Raw genomic sequence first — 17,858 nt, 5'->3', positions numbered from 1 at the left:
ATAAAAAGATGAAATCTGGAATTATTGGTATGTACCAAACAACCTGTCCCAGATAGAAGTATAAAAACCAAAGTTTTTACTTTCATTTAAATGGTGCTGGTTGTGAAATCTGGTAGTGCCTACAAAAAAACGGTCAAAGGATGCCGGAAAAAACTCCCTGTTTAAATGTCCTATGGTTCCCCAGATCAGATTAATTGTAAGATAGATAGCAATAGAAATAATTGAGAAATCATAACTCATCAGCAAAACCAAAATCATAAGTCCAAAACCTATGGTTTCAAATGGATGCAATACAAAAAGGCTCAGGAAATTGGTACTGACATGTTCATGATGCTTACCGTGCAATACTTTATACACAAACGGCAAATGGGCGGCATAATGGAAAAAATACATTAAAAGATCCATCAGAAGGATTAAAGCAATGGTTTCCAGAAAAACTGAAATTACAGAAGGCTGAAGATCAATGGTAATCCAATTGTTTTTCCATAAAAATGCTCCAAGCAGCATTACAAGGCTATTGCAGATAACGGTAAGAATGCTTAGGTAAAAATCAGACCGGGTGACAGGATGGTTCCGGTCCTGTAACAAATCCTTGCGGCATGTTTTTTCAATGAACTGGTAGAGACCTATTGAAAATATATACAGGAAAATATTGGATACAAGGCTGAATAAAATCCACTGTGCCCATGTAAATTGCCAGAATAATTTTAAATAACCGGAAAAATCAAACCAATCGGGATTCATAGATTCGTTGCCTTTCAATTCAGCTTATAAATGTATGAATTTCAGTCCAAAGAATTATCCAATTTCAGTTTGCTGCTGGCTAAAATTCTTCCCAGCCTTCATTTTGTGGGTCGTATTTTGCAAATTCTCCGGTATCTGTAAATTCTGAGGCAGTCATTCCTACTTCGAAAATAGAGCTTTCGCTAAGACCTGCATTGAAATACAGCCCTCTTTTAGTAAGTAATGCATTTCCAAAATCCTCATCCGGATGGTTGAAATGAAGTCCGGTGTTATCTTCTCTTAGCAGTTCATACTTATATGCTAAAAGGCGTTCTTTTAATCCGGCAATCTGGTCCTCAGTCAGCGGGACTATATTTTCTTCGTAATCAAAAAAGCTGTCGTCATCCGATGCCTGCTCTTTTTCTTTTGTTTCAATACTGAATAACTGGATATTGTAGCTCATGAGATCTGTTGATTATTAATTGGCCAATATAATACTTTTATAGCTATCTATCCGGTCTGTTTCTTTATACATATTACAAAGGATCAACAGCTCATCGGTATCATACTTTTGAGCTTTTTCCTGTAGCCTTCCTGAAATATTCCGGGGTATATCGGTAATAATATGGCTCAGAATCTTAAAAAATTCCTCCTCATCTTCACTTCCCAAAATTCTCTGTTCAATTATTTCAGCCGGGAGTAGTGCCTCAGGAGCCTGAATGTGTCTTGACTGCAAAAACTGATAGGCCATTCCGTAGGCATTGTAACGGGCTGTTTTTACATCATCGGCAACAGATACGGCAACAGCTACCTGTAACGAAGGTGTGGAACTGTATTGATTTCTTTCAAATTCATTTAAGTAAGTTTCTGTACTTTCTGCTCCCGGTCCTTCTCCCATAAAATCTGCATAGGAGTAGCCCACTCCATGCTTTGCAGCTTCCCTGGCTGACTGGGTTCCGGAGCCCAGCCAGAGGATTTCCGGCAGATGAGCAAGGTTTTCAGGCTGGGCAATAAGTCCGCCATAAATTCCTTTTTCTTCTTTAATGTACTGTATGATTTCTTCAAGTTTAGTTTCCTGGCTGGACAAAATAACAGGCCTGTGGTTATTCAGGGCTGATACGGCATCTTTTAAGCCACCGGGAGCTTTACCCAAACCTAGAATAAAACGTCCGGGATAAAGACTGCCAAGCATCTTGGTCCACTCAGCAATTTTATAGGCTGAATAATTTTTCATCATGATTCCTCCCGTTCCTACTTTGATATGCCTGGTCTTACCTAATATAACAGCCGACAGAATTTCCGGGCTTGAGCTTCCATAGGCTTCTACGCCGTGATGCTCAGAATAGATCACGCTGTGAAAACCTGCTTCATCAGCAAACAGTGCCAAATCAATACTGTTTTTTAAGGCCTGTAATGAGCTGCCTCCTCTAGTAGTGGGAGACTGATCCAGAATACCTAACTTCAATTTCATACGCACTGTTTATTTTACTGTAAAACTAAAAAATAATTCAGTTACGGGAAAGAAAGCAGGTATTTAGTATGATGGTATCAATTCTCTGATGCGACAGGATGATCTCTGAATATTTTTTTCCATTTGGCTACTGTATTCCTGCTTAATTTGAAGTGAAGGGCAAGCTGGGTATTATTAATCATGTTATCCTTTTGATACTGCAGTATTTTAATAATGACCTGATCGTCGTATGAACGGTGTTTCTGACTTTCAGCTGTTGATTCATCACTTGCAAAAATCTTTTGGTTCAATTTAATGATATCAAAGAAATTCAGTTCTTCTTTGGACAATAAAATCTGGCATTCTTCTATTTTATGGGGATATTTTTTATTGATAATATCCTCATAAATCCTTTTATAATTAGGTTTTCGCATATTTTAACGTTGTTCAGTCTTTCTGTTGTATTTACTAAGCCAGTTGTATAATGTAGTTTTGGGAATATCGTAATCTTCTATTACCTGCTGCCTGGTTTTTTCACCTGTCCGGATAAGCTCGATAATAAAATTAATAATCTCGGCGGTGTAAATATTTTTCCTGAATTCCGGAAGCGGCTCATTCTCTTTTGTCTTTCGTAAAGACTGAGGCGAATATAAGATAAGATGCTGGGTATAGAGACGGAATAAATCATACTCAAGAAGTTTGCACCACCTCAGTATAATATGGCTGGGCAGGCTGTCTGATTTGTACATCTCAAAAATTTCATCATCAGACGTTTTAAAAAATGAAGTTATACGGTTTGGGTTAATGGCTCTGTCTTCTACCACTTGCCTGATAATATCTCCAATGTGTATATTCTTAAAATCAATGTCTATTTTACTACTCACTTGTTTTCTGGAATTTTATAAGTACAAAAGAAACAGATCTGAACCTATATTCACAGAAAATGGCGGCCCAAGAGGTACCCTGAACTTTATTTATTTTCAATAAGATCTCTCATCCACAGGGTAAACTCAGCTTCGGTAGGCACCTGCAATCTTTTCCGCAGGTTGTATTTATTGTTTTTAATGGTTTTTACTGCCTTAAATGTAAATTCAGCGATATCTTTGGTATTGAAACCAAGATATATATAGGCTCCCAGTTTAAGTTCACTAAGTTTCAGCTCAGGATTAAGCGCCAGCAGCTTTTGCCCGAGTTCAGGATAAACTTCCTGAAATCTTCCCCAAAATTCAGGACTGTTGGCTTTTGCGAGTTCCGTTACTTCGTCAAAGGATTCATTGACTTTCAGCTTAAGTTCCCTGGTCTGTTCATCATGCTTTAAAATAATCTCTTCATTTTCCTGCAGCAACTGCTGCTGTCCTTTTTTGGTTTTTCTGAATAACAGCAATAAAAACAATGCAATCAACAGTATGACAGCTATAATCAGGTACAGCTTATTCTGAGTACTTTTCTTCTGTATTTCCTTTTCCTGTAAAAGTCTGGTTACAGGAATATCTATTGTATGCCTGTTATTTGTCTGGATGCTGTCATTCAGTTTTGTGTATTTTTCCAGGTACTCCACCGTATTTTTGCTGTCGTTTTCAGCTTTATAGGCTTCATAAAGAAGTTTATAGGTATCTCTTAAATCAACCTTCTTATTGTTTATTTTAGAAATTTCAAGAGATCTCTGGTAATAAGAAATGGCTTCTTTATAATTTTTTTTGGCAAAATACAGCCGTCCGAAATTCCTCAAAACAATAGATTCTTCATGTACATTATAATTTCCTGTTTTGATGTCGGATTCTGCTTTTTTCAGATAGTATTCTGCAGAATCAAGATTTTTGGCATATACTGTAAAGTACTTTCCAAGCCTGGAAGCGGTTATGGGATTGGGATACAGTTTGTAGGCAAGATGCAGGCTTTTATAGAATGAAGCGGTATCTCCCATTTCTTCATAAACAGCTGCTTTACTGGCATAATAATAATTCAGAAGAATTTTTTTCTTCTTTGAATCCTGCATATTTTCTGCCAATTTGGTTGCATGGTCATAGTATTCTATAGCTTTTTGCCTCAGACCCAAAAGACTATAGTTTCTGGCATATTCCACATACAGTTTTGATTCAAGTTCATCATCATCTGTGCCTTCCAATTCTTTAGTTGCTTTATCAAGATAGACCAGGCTTTCTTTATTCTTTCCAAGCAATGACAGCAGATTCCCGATGGTAATATTTGCCTCAATAATTCCTTTTTTATACTGTATTTCTTCAGCTTTTTTTAAAATTTCTTTATTGAGGGTGAGTGCTTCTTCCAGGTTTCCGCCTTTCCTGAGGCCGGATATCTGTATCGTCTGCATAGAATCAATCTTCTTTTCCGAATATTGAGCGGAAAGAATTCCCGAAATTGTGAGAAAAATCGAAATAAAGATATAATTCATTTAATTAAATTAATAATAATTAACGAAAATCATAAATTATTTTCATTTTTTTATAAAAAAATAAACAATTATATTATCATTAAACTAATACACTATTACTTCCAATAATTCCAAACCGCACCGTCAAATATTGCAATGGTTTTGCTTACCGTATCGTAGCAGATCATTCCCGGATAAGGGCTTTTAACAGTCTGGTGGGGAGTTTGTATCTTCGGAAGAATCATAGCCTTATTGGCCGACTCTAAAACCAATACTCCATAAGCACTGCTGGATGGCGCTCCCATGATAATACCCTGTGTACTGGTATGCTCGGCTGTTGTATTATTCATGATACCTGAAGAATTACCTTCATCACTTAAAGCTTTCCATGCATTATTCTCATACACTTTAACTTTTTTATCGCTTTTATCAAAAAGAAAAGTGCCGTTATTATTTGAAGGAGTGCCGGACAAAGCCGCTGAAAGATTATCCGGTGCGGGAAGAATCAGTCCCTTTGTATTGGAAGGGGAATCTTCAAAATCCAGAATAGTGCTGGTTCCGTTTACACTGCTTTTGTTTACTCCTATCTGAGCATGGGCCTGAACTGCAATTCCCAGTGAAATTGCTGTAAATAATATTTTTTTCATATCTATGGTTTTAGAAGCTTAATTGTTACATGTTCTTTGGATACATTTCCAGATGGTACCGTTGAAAAGCTTTATGCACTGATCTGCAATATCATACACTATCATTCCTTCTTTAGGCTGCAGAATTGTACTCACACTGCTCACCCTGGTTATAACAAAACCTTTTGTTTTGGATTCCAGAGCAATGTGTCCGTTTGGAACCTTTTCCGGCCAGCCGCTCTGCTTTTTCTGAATAGTAATACCAATGGTAGAATATCCGTCCGGAGTACCTCCAAGTGCATTCTGTGTGCAATAGTCCAGGATCTTTACCGTAACTGTTGCTGTACTGCAATTGCTTCCGGAAACAGCATCAGGATCTTTATCACATATTTTATACAGGAAATTATGAGTTCCCGGAGGTGTTGCCGGCTTCACATTGATGGTTCCATCCGTATTAATGGTTGCATATGAGGTATTCCACAACTCATAGATAAATTCCACATTTGGATTAGGCATTGTAAAATTGCTTCCGTTATAGAGGTCATTGCTGAATAAAGATGGAAGAACTGCAGCATTTCCTTTCATAATAGGAGTTGATGTATAATCATCATTTACAGCACATATCGGTGCATATATTGTAATTTCTTTTACTTCAGAATAACATCCGTTTACAGAATCAAAGAAAGCAGCATATATTTTCCTTGTGGCCCCTGTTACCGCAGTTACAGGATTTATCCGGTTCGCCCCTGTAGCAGGAGATGCACTGTGCCATGTAAGAATTACTGAAGAAGGTGAAGGTTTGTTGGAAGCCGTCAATCCACTTAAATTAGCAGTTACAGAACCGCAGGGAATTGAATAGGCACTGTTAACCATACTGTAATTAGCTGCATTATTGATATTAGGTACCGGAAAGGCCGCACATGGGTTGCAGACGGTAATATTTACGGTAACACTTTCAGAAGAAGGGCTATAACAGTTATTGGTACCGTCAAAATAAAATGCATAATATGTTCCGGCCCCTGCAGAGGCAACCTGCGTTGTGGTAAGTGCTGTTCCGCTATGTGTGTTATTTGTATACCAGACAAGCTGTGTACCTGCGGGAACTGTTCCCGTATGCGCTGAGTTAAGATTTACAGTATTGGCAGGACAGGTATTCGTTAAACTGGTAACGACCGGTGGCCCGGAAAATCCCGCATTACAAGAAAGACATGCAACAAGTGAACTGCTTGATTCAGAAGGCTGTCCGGAAAAACCGGTTATGCTGCCTGAGGCATACCAACTTGCAATACTGCTCCCGGCCCATGTTCCTCCATTTCTTTCCAGATTACCGTTAACACGTATCCTTATTGAACTTCCGGTTACATTGGCTTTGGACTGTACACTTCCGTTTCTTACATCAATTCCGCTATTGATAAAGCTCATCACAGAACCGGAAGATTCAAACTGAAAATTTCCGTTGGCCAGATAGATACAGCTATTGGTGGCGCACACTCCTGAAGTTGATGTATTTACCTGGAAATCACCATTATTTACGATTATTTTCCCATTGATCAGAATGATACTTGCATTACTGCTGTTCATCTGAACCTGTTTAAGGGTAAGCTCCCCCCCGTTTTTAATTGTTAAAATTGAGTTCGCACTTGGTGTAAAATCATTTCCGGTATTGGTCACTTTGTGAGTAATGAGTACACTTTTCGAACTTCCGATATTGGCTGACGGAACGTTTCCTCCCAACCATGTAGAAGCAGAACTCCATGCTCCGTTATTGACAGTTTGGTAATCGTATAAGTAGGGTTCAGTACAAGTTGAGAATATTTTTTTTGGGCTGTTTTTAGCCCCTTGTGTCCCTACGGGTAATAAACTCAGGATCATTATCCATAAGTAAAAAATACATTTAAGATTCATCGTTTTGTAGTTTTGCTAAATAGCAGAGGTAATATGAAAAGTTTTTTTTATTACTAAATTCAACTACCAATCTGCTGATTTAAATTGGGTTGCAAAACAAAACAAAACAATTCAAAAATTCTAAAAAAGCAGGGCCCAACAGATACCCTTACAATATAAATAAATGATTTACAAATACTTATAAATTAGCCAGATTTTACCACAATAAATTCTCAAATCCAAAATATCCCTACAAATAATGTCTTTAAAAACTTTAAACTTCATACCTTATCCCGGAAGATTAAATATAAAACAGGCCATTCTTTTTTAGTTAAAAATGAGACCTCATATTTTCCTTTCATTCTATTTTTGTAATTTAATTCTTGAAAAAAGAACCAAAACAGACGTGCATTTCTATGAACAGCAAATTCTATTGTCAATTTATTAAGCCGGAGAAATCACTGGACACCTTTGTAGAAAATATAGGCATGTTTCATAATCCGGCAAAGGAAGCAAAAGAAGTTGTTGTATTGCCGGACGGAAGAGTCGATTTATTTTTCATGAAATCCGGTTCAGGTTCTTTCAGTGTTTTTCTTATCGGGCTAGAGACGGAACCGGAACAGAGAATCATTCCCCTTGACACTATTGCTTTTGCGGTAAGCTTCCGGCCAATTGCCGTTGAATATATTCTCCGGACCTCTATTGCAGATATTCTCAACAGGGGTAAAAACCTTGCTGATGATTTCTGGAATCTGAATGATCATGATCTTAAAAACCTCGAAACATTTACTCAAAAAGTAACGGAAAAAATAACAGAACTGCTGCCTGAAACCATAGATGAAAGAAAGCACAGGCTTTTTAACCTTATCTATTCTTCAAATGGCGAAATGAGTGTAAAAGAGCTTTCAGAAAAAACAGGATGGAGCAGCAGGCAGATCAACCGCTATTTCAACCAGCAGTTCGGGCTGTCTTTAAAAGCGTACTGCAGTATTCTGCGCTTCAGGGCTTCTTTAGGCCATATTGCAGAAGGTAAACTATTTCCGGAACTTAATTTTACAGACCAAACCCATTTCATTAAGGAAATTAAAAAATTTTCAGGCGTAGTGCCGAAAGAATTATCCAAAAACAAAAATGACCGATTTATACTATTATCTGTATTGAAACAAAAATAATTTTGCATCAGTAAAATTTAAAATTACAATACAATGTTAATAGAAAATAAATCAATAGCCATAGTAGGCGGCGGTCCCGGAGGACTGACACTGGCAAGACTTTTACAGCTTAAAAATACCAATGTAAAGGTATACGAAAGAGATCTTAATAAGAATGCACGGGTACAGGGCTCTCCGCTTGATATGCATGAGGGGTCAGGGCTGGATGCCATACGGGATGCCCAGCTTATGGATGAATTTAAAAAGAATTACCGTCCCGGTGCAGACAAAATGCTGATCGTAAATGAACAGGCGGAAATCATGTTTACCGATCACGAAACAAAACCTGATGAAGATTTCGGGAATGAACATTTCCGTCCGGAAATAGACCGCGGACCGCTAAGAAATATGCTGCTGGATTCTTTACAGCCTGAAACCGTAGTTTGGGACAGCCATTTTATTTCAATGGATGCTCAGGGTGAAGGCTGGGTGCTGCATTTTAAGAACGGGTTCTCCGCCCATGCAGATATTGTGATTGCCGCTGATGGTGCCAACTCAAAGATACGTCCTTACCTTACAGACCTGAAACCCACTTATTCAGGAATCTTAATGCTTGAAGGTAATGTATATCATGCAGAAAAAGCTGCTCCCAAAATCAAAGACCTGATAAAAAACGGTAAAATAATGGCTTTCGGAAACAATAAAAACCTCCTGATGGGTCAAAAAGGAAGTGGCGATCTTGGGTTTTATGCAAGCTTCAGGGCCAATGAAAACTGGGCCGCAGAAAGTAATCTTGATTTTTCAGACCAGAAACAGATGACAGAATGGTTTAAACAGGAATATCCGGAATGGAATGCTGTATGGCATGAACTCTTTGAAAATGCAGCTTTGCCTTTCATTCCCCGTCCTATTTATGCTATGCCTTTGGATCAGACCTGGGAAACAAAGCCCAATCTTACTTTGCTTGGAGATGCCGCCCATGTAATGCCCCCGTTTGCCGGAGAAGGAGCTAATATGGCGATGCTGGATGCCCTGGAACTGAGTAAATGCCTTACATCTGAATCATTTACCTCTCTGCAGGAAGCTATTGCCCATTATGAAAACCATATGCGCAAAAGAGCTGCCGAAGCCACAAAAGAATCCCTGGAAAACGGTGATAAAATGCATTCCGAAACAGCATTAAATGATATGCTGGGATTTTTCAGCAGTCATTAAAATTTAAAAGAAATTCAACCGGAATTTTTTCGCTTGCATCTATATTTTCTCTAATTTACATCATCAAAAGTTAAAACATGGAAATAACCTCTGTAAATTCTTTCATTGATTACTATGAGAAAGTACGGGCCAGAACACTCCGGCTGATAGAAATAGTTCCGCCTCAACATCTTGATTTTTCCTACAAGCCGGGAAAATTTACAATCGGTGATCAGATCAGGCATATTGCTGCTATCGAAAGATATATGTACGGCGAAACCATTTCGGGAAGAAAAAGTGCTTATCAGGGTTGCGGAAAGGAACTGGCAGATGGCTATGACAATATATTAAGGTTTTTCAATGAGATGCACAGAGAAACCATAGAGATTATACTCGGCCTTTCTGATGGGGACCTGAACCGAAAGTGCCTGACTCCTCCCGGAAATGAAATAACCATATGGAAATGGCTCAGAGCAATGATAGAACATGAAATCCACCACAGAGGCGAACTGTACATTTACCTGAACCTGCTGGATGTGAAAACACCCCAGATCTATGGTTTTTCTGCGGAAGAAGTTCAGGGTATGAGCGTCAAACCTGAGTAACAGCAAATAAAAACCTTCAGATTAATCGTCTGAAGGTTTTTGATTTAAAAGATGATATTATATTTCAATTTTGAATTTTATCCTGATCTAATATGAAGAAAAATCAAGTTCATCAAAGTCTTTGATCTCTGAAAGTGTCAGAAGTTTTGATGATTTCAGCTTTTTCCAGGTATCTTCAAATACTTCATTCCCGCCCTCTGCTTCTTCATTGACATTTGTTTTATCAAGCTGTTTCCCTGTTAAAAAATTAATGCTGGTGGTACTGTTTACCCTTGGTCCTGTGTTTGAACTGTCATCATAGCCTATCAGCTCAAAATCCGATTGCCCGTACCTGAAAGTATAGGCCCAGTAGCCATATCTTCCGTGGGCATAATGAATATACAGTTTTCCTTTTTCAGCATAAATATCCAGTTCCGGTGCATAGTAAACACCTCCGTCTTCATTTTCTGATGAAAAACAACTTTCATTTTTGGAAGCCAGTTCATATCCTTTACCTTTTTTGAAAAGAATGATGATGCCACGCCGGTTGCGGTCCAGCTTTCCGCGGTATTCATCTGTAATAATATTAGTGGGATCTATTTTTTTGATGATAAGGATACAGTCTTCTACCCCATCTTTATTAAGGTCTCCGGATTTTTTTTCAAAAATTTTATAGCCTTCCGGGACAAAGTCTTCAGGAGTCTTATTTATTTCCACTATAGGTGCGGGATTTACGGATTCTTTACCTGCAACAGAAGCTGTGGAAACATTTTGCGGCATCGTTTCTTTCTTTTTTTCTTCTTTTGAACATCCGCAGACCAGAATAAGCGATAAAGGAAGCCATGCAAATTTGAAAAAATATGATGTATTTTTTTTCATAAATGATCAGTTTATGCCAAATGTAAGCAATTCAGGAAATTCCGTCAATATATTTTACCAAATACGGCCACCTATTATTCCATACAAAGCATTCAGTAATTTGAAAATGATAAATATTCCCGGTGAAAAGTTTTACATATATTTGAAATCAGGGAAAAGCATGAATAATTTCCCGGACAGACATTATTTTAACAGTAAAAAAATAGACATGAAAAAAGTAACAGGAATCGGAGGTATCCTTTTCAAATCAAAAGATCCGAACGCTATGAATGATTGGTATAAAACCCATCTTGGCCTTGAAACAAGCCCTTACGGAACAAGCTTTGAATGGCGTGAAAGTGAAGATCCTTCCAAAAAAGGCCTTACGCAATGGGCTCCTTTTTCGGAAACCACAAAATATTTTGAGCCTTCTGCGAAAGATTTTATGATCAACTACAGGGTGGAAAATCTGGAAGCTCTGGCTGAGGAACTAAAAAAAGAAAACGTTACGATTCTGGATACTATTGAAACTTACGATTACGGAAAATTCCTGCATATTTTAGATCTTGAGGGAAACAAAATTCAATTGTGGGAACCTATTGATTAGTTTTTATTTTAATAACATATAGAAAATAAAAGTCCGGAACAATACCGGACTTTTTCTTTGGCAAAATTTATTTTTATCAACAATTTCTATTGGGTTACTTTAATCATTGCCCTGGTAATCTGATCTTCTTTTTCCGCTGAATAAGTGGAATCAAAAGGTTTCATCACATCGAATAAATACTGATAGAAAGGAGCAATTTTCTGTACGTTTTCAGACTCTTTTCTTGCCTTTTCCTTGCCCATCTGCTGAAGATCTTTGATGAATGTGTTAAACTTCTTATCAATCGGCTCTATGGATTTCACAAGGTAAGCATATGCTTTCTCATTCTGTCCCAGCTTTTTATATGCGTCTGTAACGGCGGCTACCACAAGCGAATACTCCATTGGTTTTAATCTCATCTGCCTTGCCGACTGTTTTTGGAATGCCGGGGAAAGACTCTGGTAATAATCATATTCGTCAAAGATCTCTTTTTTGAGGATTTCTGCCAGCTGAAGCCCTTTCTTCTCCTGTCCTGCAATGATATACCCGGTTACAAGAGAACTTAGTGAACGTGGATCATTATATTTTTCAGCAGGAATTTCTTTGGAAGCTAGATCCAATAATTCTACTGCTTTACCTTTCTGTCCGCTTAAAGCCAGTGCTGAAGCTGCTCTGCCAGCAGTCATTCTGTAGACCATAATATTTGAGGTTGCCGCTTCATCATAATGAATACTCAGATCTTTGAAATTCCCCCATCTGAAGTTTTTCACAACATTGTACAGTGAATTAACGTCTACCCTTCCTATATCTCCATCCTGACTGGTCTTTGTATGAACAGGCACAAGCTTATAACTGAAACCTTCAAACTGAAGATATTCATCAAGGTAAAAAATATTTTCGCTGTCGTAGATCCCTCCTGATGAGAAGTTGACGGGACGTTTCCAATCAAAATTGGCAAGCATATCCATCATCATCAGGTTATTTTTATAAAGGGTATTTGCTTTATAAGTGATCATGATCTGGTTCACTACATTCGGAAGGTCTGCCTGAGTGATGATTCCTGCTTTTAGAGCATTTTCTTTGTTAACAGGAAGAATGAATTTATTTACAGGAAGAATATTGTACTGCTCGTATTTTTCTTCTCCAAAATACATTTTCAGAAGTTCGTCTTTTTCAGGAGATTTGAACTTCAGGAAGCTGATTGCCTCTTTGAGTGTCAGGGAATCCTGTGTAAGATATTTTCTGAATGCCTGAAATTCCGTATCAGGGGCTCCCTGTTCTTTTAACATGGAAAAAACACCTTCCCAGTCTTCTTTCTTCATCATGTAAATCTGGTCGTTTACTCCATCCCGGTAATCTTCATGGTTCAATTGGGTGGGAATAGGCGCTGCATCATATGTTTTTCTTTTCACCTGATCAATATACCAGGGAGTGCCTAAAAGGGTAAAATTCACGGTTTTTACATCATCACGGAACCGCTCAGTTTCCTGAATTGCCCATACAGGAAAGGTATCATTGTCACCATAAATAAAAATAATATCATCTTTAGACAGTGATTTTAGAAATGAATAAGCGTAATCCCGGGCCGCTGATTTTTCACTTCTATTATGTGGTGTATAGTTCTGGAAGCCCATCATAAAAGGGACGCCCAGTAAAACTACTCCCAAAGCAATATTTGCTCCATTGGATTTTACCTTAGACTGGATGAACCATAAAATAGCTGCTGCCCCAAGTCCAATCCAGATGGCAAAGGCATAGAACGAGCCTACCATCGCATAATCTCTTTCCCTTACTTCAAAGGGTTTTACACCCGTATAGAAAACGATTCCGACACTGGTTAAAACGAATAATGAAAGCAGGGCATAAAATCTTCCAAAATCCCTGTTCAATTGGAAAAAGAAACCGATCAGTCCTAAAATCAAAGGTAAAAAGAAGAATTTTACGGTACTTTCATTCTTGAATTTCGCAGGCATTTTATCCTGGTTGCCAAGCAAAGCATTATCAATGAAAGGAATCCCGGAAATCCAGTTTCCTCTCGTATTTTCCATTTTTCCTTCAAGATCATTCTGCCTTCCCACGAAGTTCCACATCAGGTATCTTACAAAGTAATATCCGTTCTGGAATGTAATGAAATAATCCATATTCTGGGCCAAAGATGGCTTCTGAACATTGATTAAATTGTAGGGTTTAACTTTCAGGTAGTCTTCTGCTGTAATGGATTTATCTTCGTACTTGGCTCTCAATTCATCAAAAATCTGTTTGGCCTGGGGATTATCTGCCACATCTTCATTGGCATAATTGAAGGTAAAATCAGGAGCTCCGTACATTGAAATGTAGTTTGCCATAACATCCTTATCCTGATTGAACATTCTTGGCATTAAACTTATCTGAGATTTACTGAATGTATAATCGAACCTGTCACCGGTTTTTCTGTAAGTTCCGGTTTTTTCATCTTTTTCATAGATTTCTCCGGTTTTCCTGGTCTTGAAGCTTCCGTCTTCGTTCTTCTCAATTCCGTTGGCATCAAGGAAAGCGGTGTAGTTTTGTCCATAAATGGTTGGCCAGTCACCATACTGTTCCCTGTTATAGTAATCCAGCATACCAATAGCGGTATCCGGATCGTTAAGGTTCATCGGAGGATTGGCATTCGCTCTCACAGGAATTACCATCCAGCAAGAGAAACCAATCATCATGTATACAGTAGACAAGGCTATTGCCTGAAAAATATTCCGCTTTGCTTTCCGTGCATATTTAATCATGAAATAAGATAGTGCAGCCATAAGAATAAATGCAGCAATGGTTCCTGAATGGAAAGGAAGTCCAAGTCCGTTCACGAAGAATATTTCAAGCCTTCCAAACATCGTCATGATAAGCGGGAAGATAATTTTGAAAACAATAATCAAAATTCCCAGTGTGATGGCATTAGCCCAGATAAAATTCTTCCAGGTAAATTTGTAGTTTCTTGCATAGTATACTAAACATACTGCCGGAACGGCAAGCATACACATCATATGTACTCCTACAGAAAGTCCTAATACAAAGAAAATAAGGATGATCCATCTTTCGTTGTCTTTCGCAAGGTATTCGTTTTCCCATTTGGTAATCAGCCAGACAAGCAAAGCAATAAACATGGAAGCCATGGAATATACTTCTCCCTCTACCGCTGAAAACCAGAAAGTATCTGAGAATGTAAAGCATAAAGCGCCTACAGCTCCAGCAAAAAGAATGGAAATTTCCTGGTGCTTTGTAATTTCATCAAAATCCTTGTTTAAAAGCCGTCTTACAAAGTGGGTAATTGTCCAGAATAAAAATAAAATGGTGAATGCACTGCAAAGTGAGGACATGGCATTGATTACAATGGCGTAGTTTTGTTCATTTCCCAGTGCAAAAATAGCTGCCACAGCACCCACAATCTGGAATAAGGCAGCTCCGGGAGCATGCGTTACTTCAAGTTTTACGGCTGAGGAAATGTATTCGCCGCAATCCCAGAAACTGAGATAGTGTTCCATGGTGGATCCATACGTAATCAATGCAATGGTGAACATTACCCATCCTAAAATGGTGTTCCATTTTTTAAAAGACCAGTTCTTCATATACTATGTAATTTCAATACATAGTAAGACAACCCATACTGGGGAATTATTACATGATAATTAAAAAATATAAGTTCAGCCAGGATAAAAATGAACGGCTTATACTTAAAAAGGATTATTTTATTTTGAATTTTTCATTTTTACAGTCTAAAATAAGCTGATGATTCAGGAAAAGCTTATTCCCGATCATTCCCTGCATTCCCGAGGTTTTCATTAAAAGGTTCTGCATTTTTGAGGTTCCTTCTATGTAGGTGATTTCCGAAAGTTCAAGAGTACTGCTTCCGATTTTAATGGTTTGCTGGGCAGGGGCAGAAATAACGGTCAGCATATTTCCCCAGGAATTGCCTTTTTCCTTTTTAATATTTTCTCCCGGAATCCTGTATTTCTTCCATTCTTCTTTATTGGTAATGAGCTCATAACCACTGCTTCCTGAATCATATAGTAATTTCAGCTTTTGATTTCCAACTGCTGCCGGAAACAGAATTTTACGTTTTTTGAATTCAAGGGCTTCCCAATCTTTTTCATCAGAATTCTCCAGGAACGAGCATATTTCATTCTTAAAATCCAAAACAGTAATTCTTTTTTCCAGAAGATCTGTTCCGATGGTTCCAATAATATGATCTTCTTTGTCGTTATTAAGGTTTAAAGCGCTTCCGTAATCCAGCAATTCAAAATTATCAGAAGCTACATTCATGCTTCCCGTGCTGAATTGTAGCGGGATTTGCTTTTCCTGATTATTGAATTCAATCTTATCATGGAATTTTTTATGAATAGATTCCAGTGGTTTTTTGTAAAAGAAAGTAGTTGGCGAACCGGAATCCAATTGCATATAAAAAGTCCTGTCAATACCTTTAAGCCTGATCGGAAGAAGAGCTGCCGCAAGAGAATTTCCATCAGCAGAATCCCATTGTATTTTAATATCCTGAGCAATACCTGAAACCTTCAGATTATTTTCAGGAGGTGTAAATTTTTTATTGAAATATAAGTAACCGCCCAGTAATGATAATGCAATAAGGACAACTAATGATAGCGCAATTTTCTTAAATATTTTCATGCTTAAATTTTTTGCAAGATTCAGCATTAGTATTTAATTTTTATGCGAAAAACATATGACATCTTTACGTCATTTATACGACAGAATTTATAAAAAACTGGTTTTCAATTTAATACATAAATCATTTTTTCTATTCAAACATATTCCGTTTTTGATAATAACCAGTAATTTGATACAAAGAAATGCAATTAAAAACATCAGAAAAAGAGGAGTTTTTACAGACAATGCTTTTTGAATAAACGGACTTACGATCATTAAAACAGAAACTATAACGGCCAGAATAATCTGAACACCTACAATGTTTTTTCCAAGTTCCTTATTGAACGGATCTTTGGTTCTGTAAGTTAAAATCAGTGGAAATATAACGCCTCCAAATGGTATAACAAGTCCTGACAAAGCAGAAAGATTAATTAATTTAGCCCTATCAACTGTGAAGATTTCTTCGCTTGTGGAAATCAGATTTTCCGGTTCTGTCTCTAAAGTTTGGGCAATAGCCTTCAGGGTAAATCCTCTGGGAATATTTCCTGCCTCAATACGCTGAATGGTGCGTAAAGAAATACCAGATCTTTCAGCAAGCTCAGTCTGGGTCATATTCTTTTCTTCTCTTAAAACTTTAACCGTGTTTTTCATTTGGGTTATTCAATTTTAATTGTGGCGTTTTCCTGTTATTAATTGATAGTTAAATATAAAGGTTTATGTTTTTTAACGCAAAGGTTTATTATTTATGCTTTAGCTTTAAGGGATACAAAGGGCGGAGTCAACAAGTTGATTCGACTAAGCAAGCGCATATCCATTCAGCTTCATTTCAACGCAGTCAGATCCTTTGCTTTACTTAAAATTCAACATTACTCTATATAAAACCTTGCGTTAAAAAAAACATAACAATATCATTATCAATATATTTGTTAATAAGTATTATTCAATCCGCCATCTAAAGGAATACTTGTTCCGGTAAGATAGGCCGAATATTCTGATGCTAAAAACGCTGCCAGATGACCGTACTCTTCAGTTTTACCCAATCTCTTCATCGGAATTTTATTTTCCCTTGCTTTTTTTATTTCCTCCTGAGATTTACCGGTCTGCTGTGATTCGTGGCGGATGAGATTCTGAATACGTTCCGTATCAAAATACCCCGTAAGAATATTATTAACCGTCACCTGATGTTGTGCCACTTCATTGGATAAAGTTTTGGCCCATGCAATCACTGCCGAACGGATAGAATTTGAAAGGGATAAATTATTGATCGGTTCTTTTACAGACAGTGAAGAAACATTAATAATACGCCCGTTTTTCTGTTTGATCATATGAGGCAGGGCCAATAATGTTGTTTCACAAACCGTTTTAAAAAGCAGATCGAATGCCTTTTGATAATCATCCACATTTTTATCAAGTGCTAAGCCGGGTTCCGGGCCATTGGTATTGTTAACCAGGATATCTATGGAATGATGGCTGAAATATTCAGTAATAATTTTCCTGTATTCTTCGAAATCGGAAAAATCTGCGACCAGATACTCATGCTTCTGACCGGAATTGATGACAGGCAGCAAAGACACGATCTCTTTAAGTTTTGTTTCATTGCGCGCCATTACTGTTACGTTCGCACCGCATTTTGCAAGTTCTAAGGCTATTCCTGCTCCTATGCCCTGGGTAGCTGCTCCTACTAAAGCATTTTTTGAAAAAAGTTCAATATTCATAAATGGATTATTATGGCTGATTACCGCTTTATAAATGTAGCAAAAAAGCTTTACACTCTGAGTCAATAAATC

Annotated in this window: 17 protein-coding genes; 4 read left to right on the top strand and 13 right to left on the bottom strand. The window is 37.6% G+C overall.

Annotation, left to right across the window (positions count from 1 at the left end):
* Positions 1-21: 21 nt before the first annotated feature.
* The 8 genes from HNP36_RS03510 to HNP36_RS03475 all read right to left on the bottom strand — a co-directional run bounded on the left by HNP36_RS03510 (position 22) and on the right by HNP36_RS03475 (position 7,060).
* Complete coding sequence (locus tag HNP36_RS03510; RefSeq protein ID WP_228456236.1) at positions 22-762, bottom strand: sterol desaturase family protein; 741 nt, start codon at positions 760-762, stop codon at positions 22-24.
* Between the two features lie 61 nt (positions 763-823).
* Positions 824-1,186 (bottom strand): hypothetical protein, encoded by a 363-nt coding sequence (locus HNP36_RS03505; protein ID WP_184160368.1) that lies wholly within the window; start codon positions 1,184-1,186, stop codon positions 824-826.
* Between the two features lie 15 nt (positions 1,187-1,201).
* Complete coding sequence (locus HNP36_RS03500; protein ID WP_184160370.1) at positions 1,202-2,194, bottom strand: MsnO8 family LLM class oxidoreductase; 993 nt, start codon at positions 2,192-2,194, stop codon at positions 1,202-1,204.
* A 77-nt stretch (positions 2,195-2,271) separates the two neighbouring features.
* Entirely contained in the window at positions 2,272-2,607 is a 336-nt protein-coding gene (locus tag HNP36_RS03495; protein WP_184160372.1) for a helix-turn-helix domain-containing protein, read from the bottom strand.
* Between the two features lie 3 nt (positions 2,608-2,610).
* Complete coding sequence (locus tag HNP36_RS03490; protein ID WP_317168946.1) at positions 2,611-3,057, bottom strand: transposase; 447 nt, start codon at positions 3,055-3,057, stop codon at positions 2,611-2,613.
* Between the two features lie 86 nt (positions 3,058-3,143).
* Positions 3,144-4,583, bottom strand: a complete 1,440-nt coding sequence (locus HNP36_RS03485) for a tetratricopeptide repeat protein (protein WP_184160374.1) — start codon at positions 4,581-4,583, stop codon at positions 3,144-3,146.
* Positions 4,584-4,678: 95 nt separating this feature from the next.
* The gene (locus HNP36_RS03480; protein ID WP_184160376.1) at positions 4,679-5,209 is read right to left on the bottom strand and encodes a hypothetical protein; all 531 of its coding nucleotides are present in this window, start codon (positions 5,207-5,209) and stop codon (positions 4,679-4,681) included.
* Positions 5,210-5,227: 18 nt separating this feature from the next.
* On the bottom strand, positions 5,228-7,060 hold the full coding sequence (locus HNP36_RS03475) for a hypothetical protein (protein ID WP_184160378.1): 1,833 nt from the start codon (positions 7,058-7,060) through the stop codon (positions 5,228-5,230).
* A gap of 428 nt (positions 7,061-7,488) precedes the next feature.
* Between HNP36_RS03475 and HNP36_RS03470 the strand changes: the two genes are divergently transcribed.
* The 3 genes from HNP36_RS03470 to HNP36_RS03460 all read left to right on the top strand — a co-directional run bounded on the left by HNP36_RS03470 (position 7,489) and on the right by HNP36_RS03460 (position 10,022).
* The gene (locus tag HNP36_RS03470) at positions 7,489-8,244 is read left to right on the top strand and encodes a helix-turn-helix domain-containing protein (RefSeq protein ID WP_184160380.1); all 756 of its coding nucleotides are present in this window, start codon (positions 7,489-7,491) and stop codon (positions 8,242-8,244) included.
* A 33-nt stretch (positions 8,245-8,277) separates the two neighbouring features.
* A complete protein-coding gene (locus HNP36_RS03465; protein ID WP_184160382.1) occupies positions 8,278-9,438 on the top strand; it encodes an FAD-dependent oxidoreductase in 1,161 nt (386 codons plus the stop codon).
* 77 nt (positions 9,439-9,515) lie between these two features.
* On the top strand, positions 9,516-10,022 hold the full coding sequence (locus HNP36_RS03460; RefSeq protein WP_184160384.1) for a DinB family protein: 507 nt from the start codon (positions 9,516-9,518) through the stop codon (positions 10,020-10,022).
* Between the two features lie 87 nt (positions 10,023-10,109).
* Here the strand turns inward: HNP36_RS03460 and HNP36_RS03455 are convergent, their stop codons facing one another.
* Positions 10,110-10,880 carry a hypothetical protein gene (locus HNP36_RS03455; protein WP_184160386.1) on the bottom strand — a complete coding sequence of 257 codons (771 nt, stop codon included), beginning with the start codon at positions 10,878-10,880 and terminating at the stop codon, positions 10,110-10,112.
* 208 nt (positions 10,881-11,088) lie between these two features.
* On the opposite strand from HNP36_RS03455, the gene HNP36_RS03450 reads away from it, so the two are divergent.
* Positions 11,089-11,466, top strand: a complete 378-nt coding sequence (locus HNP36_RS03450; protein ID WP_184160388.1) for a VOC family protein — start codon at positions 11,089-11,091, stop codon at positions 11,464-11,466.
* Between the two features lie 86 nt (positions 11,467-11,552).
* Here the strand turns inward: HNP36_RS03450 and HNP36_RS03445 are convergent, their stop codons facing one another.
* The 4 genes from HNP36_RS03445 to HNP36_RS03430 all read right to left on the bottom strand — a co-directional run bounded on the left by HNP36_RS03445 (position 11,553) and on the right by HNP36_RS03430 (position 17,786).
* Positions 11,553-15,038: a DUF2723 domain-containing protein gene (locus HNP36_RS03445; protein ID WP_184160390.1), complete on the bottom strand. Its 3,486-nt coding sequence runs from the start codon at positions 15,036-15,038 to the stop codon at positions 11,553-11,555.
* Between the two features lie 115 nt (positions 15,039-15,153).
* Complete coding sequence (locus HNP36_RS03440; protein ID WP_184160392.1) at positions 15,154-16,092, bottom strand: hypothetical protein; 939 nt, start codon at positions 16,090-16,092, stop codon at positions 15,154-15,156.
* Positions 16,093-16,179: 87 nt separating this feature from the next.
* A complete protein-coding gene (locus HNP36_RS03435; protein ID WP_184160394.1) occupies positions 16,180-16,722 on the bottom strand; it encodes a helix-turn-helix domain-containing protein in 543 nt (180 codons plus the stop codon).
* A gap of 275 nt (positions 16,723-16,997) precedes the next feature.
* Entirely contained in the window at positions 16,998-17,786 is a 789-nt protein-coding gene (locus HNP36_RS03430; protein WP_184160396.1) for an SDR family oxidoreductase, read from the bottom strand.
* Positions 17,787-17,858 lie beyond the last annotated feature (72 nt).

Source organism: Chryseobacterium shigense (assembly GCF_014207845.1).
In the GTDB taxonomy this organism is placed as follows: Bacteria; Bacteroidota; Bacteroidia; order Flavobacteriales; family Weeksellaceae; genus Chryseobacterium; species Chryseobacterium shigense_A.
Note: the sequence above shows the minus strand (reverse complement) of the source record. Positions and strands in the feature narration are given on the sequence as shown.

Bases quoted from the DNA above. Each gene is read 5' to 3' on its own strand.
- HNP36_RS03465 (WP_184160382.1), top strand. From the start codon at position 8,278: ATGTTAATAGAAAATAAATCAATAGCCATAGTAGGCGGCGGTCCCGGA.
- HNP36_RS03435 (WP_184160394.1), bottom strand. From the start codon at position 16,722: ATGAAAAACACGGTTAAAGTTTTAAGAGAAGAAAAGAATATGACCCAG.
- HNP36_RS03500 (WP_184160370.1), bottom strand. From the start codon at position 2,194: ATGAAATTGAAGTTAGGTATTCTGGATCAGTCTCCCACTACTAGAGGA.
- HNP36_RS03445 (WP_184160390.1), bottom strand. From the start codon at position 15,038: ATGAAGAACTGGTCTTTTAAAAAATGGAACACCATTTTAGGATGGGTA.
- HNP36_RS03460 (WP_184160384.1), top strand. From the start codon at position 9,516: ATGGAAATAACCTCTGTAAATTCTTTCATTGATTACTATGAGAAAGTA.
- HNP36_RS03475 (WP_184160378.1), bottom strand. From the start codon at position 7,060: ATGATCCTGAGTTTATTACCCGTAGGGACACAAGGGGCTAAAAACAGC.
- HNP36_RS03440 (WP_184160392.1), bottom strand. From the start codon at position 16,092: ATGAAAATATTTAAGAAAATTGCGCTATCATTAGTTGTCCTTATTGCA.
- HNP36_RS03450 (WP_184160388.1), top strand. From the start codon at position 11,089: ATGAAAAAAGTAACAGGAATCGGAGGTATCCTTTTCAAATCAAAAGAT.
- HNP36_RS03455 (WP_184160386.1), bottom strand. From the start codon at position 10,880: ATGAAAAAAAATACATCATATTTTTTCAAATTTGCATGGCTTCCTTTA.
- HNP36_RS03430 (WP_184160396.1), bottom strand. From the start codon at position 17,786: ATGAATATTGAACTTTTTTCAAAAAATGCTTTAGTAGGAGCAGCTACC.
- HNP36_RS03495 (WP_184160372.1), bottom strand. From the start codon at position 2,607: ATGCGAAAACCTAATTATAAAAGGATTTATGAGGATATTATCAATAAA.
- HNP36_RS03470 (WP_184160380.1), top strand. From the start codon at position 7,489: ATGAACAGCAAATTCTATTGTCAATTTATTAAGCCGGAGAAATCACTG.
- HNP36_RS03485 (WP_184160374.1), bottom strand. From the start codon at position 4,583: ATGAATTATATCTTTATTTCGATTTTTCTCACAATTTCGGGAATTCTT.
- HNP36_RS03505 (WP_184160368.1), bottom strand. From the start codon at position 1,186: ATGAGCTACAATATCCAGTTATTCAGTATTGAAACAAAAGAAAAAGAG.
- HNP36_RS03480 (WP_184160376.1), bottom strand. From the start codon at position 5,209: ATGAAAAAAATATTATTTACAGCAATTTCACTGGGAATTGCAGTTCAG.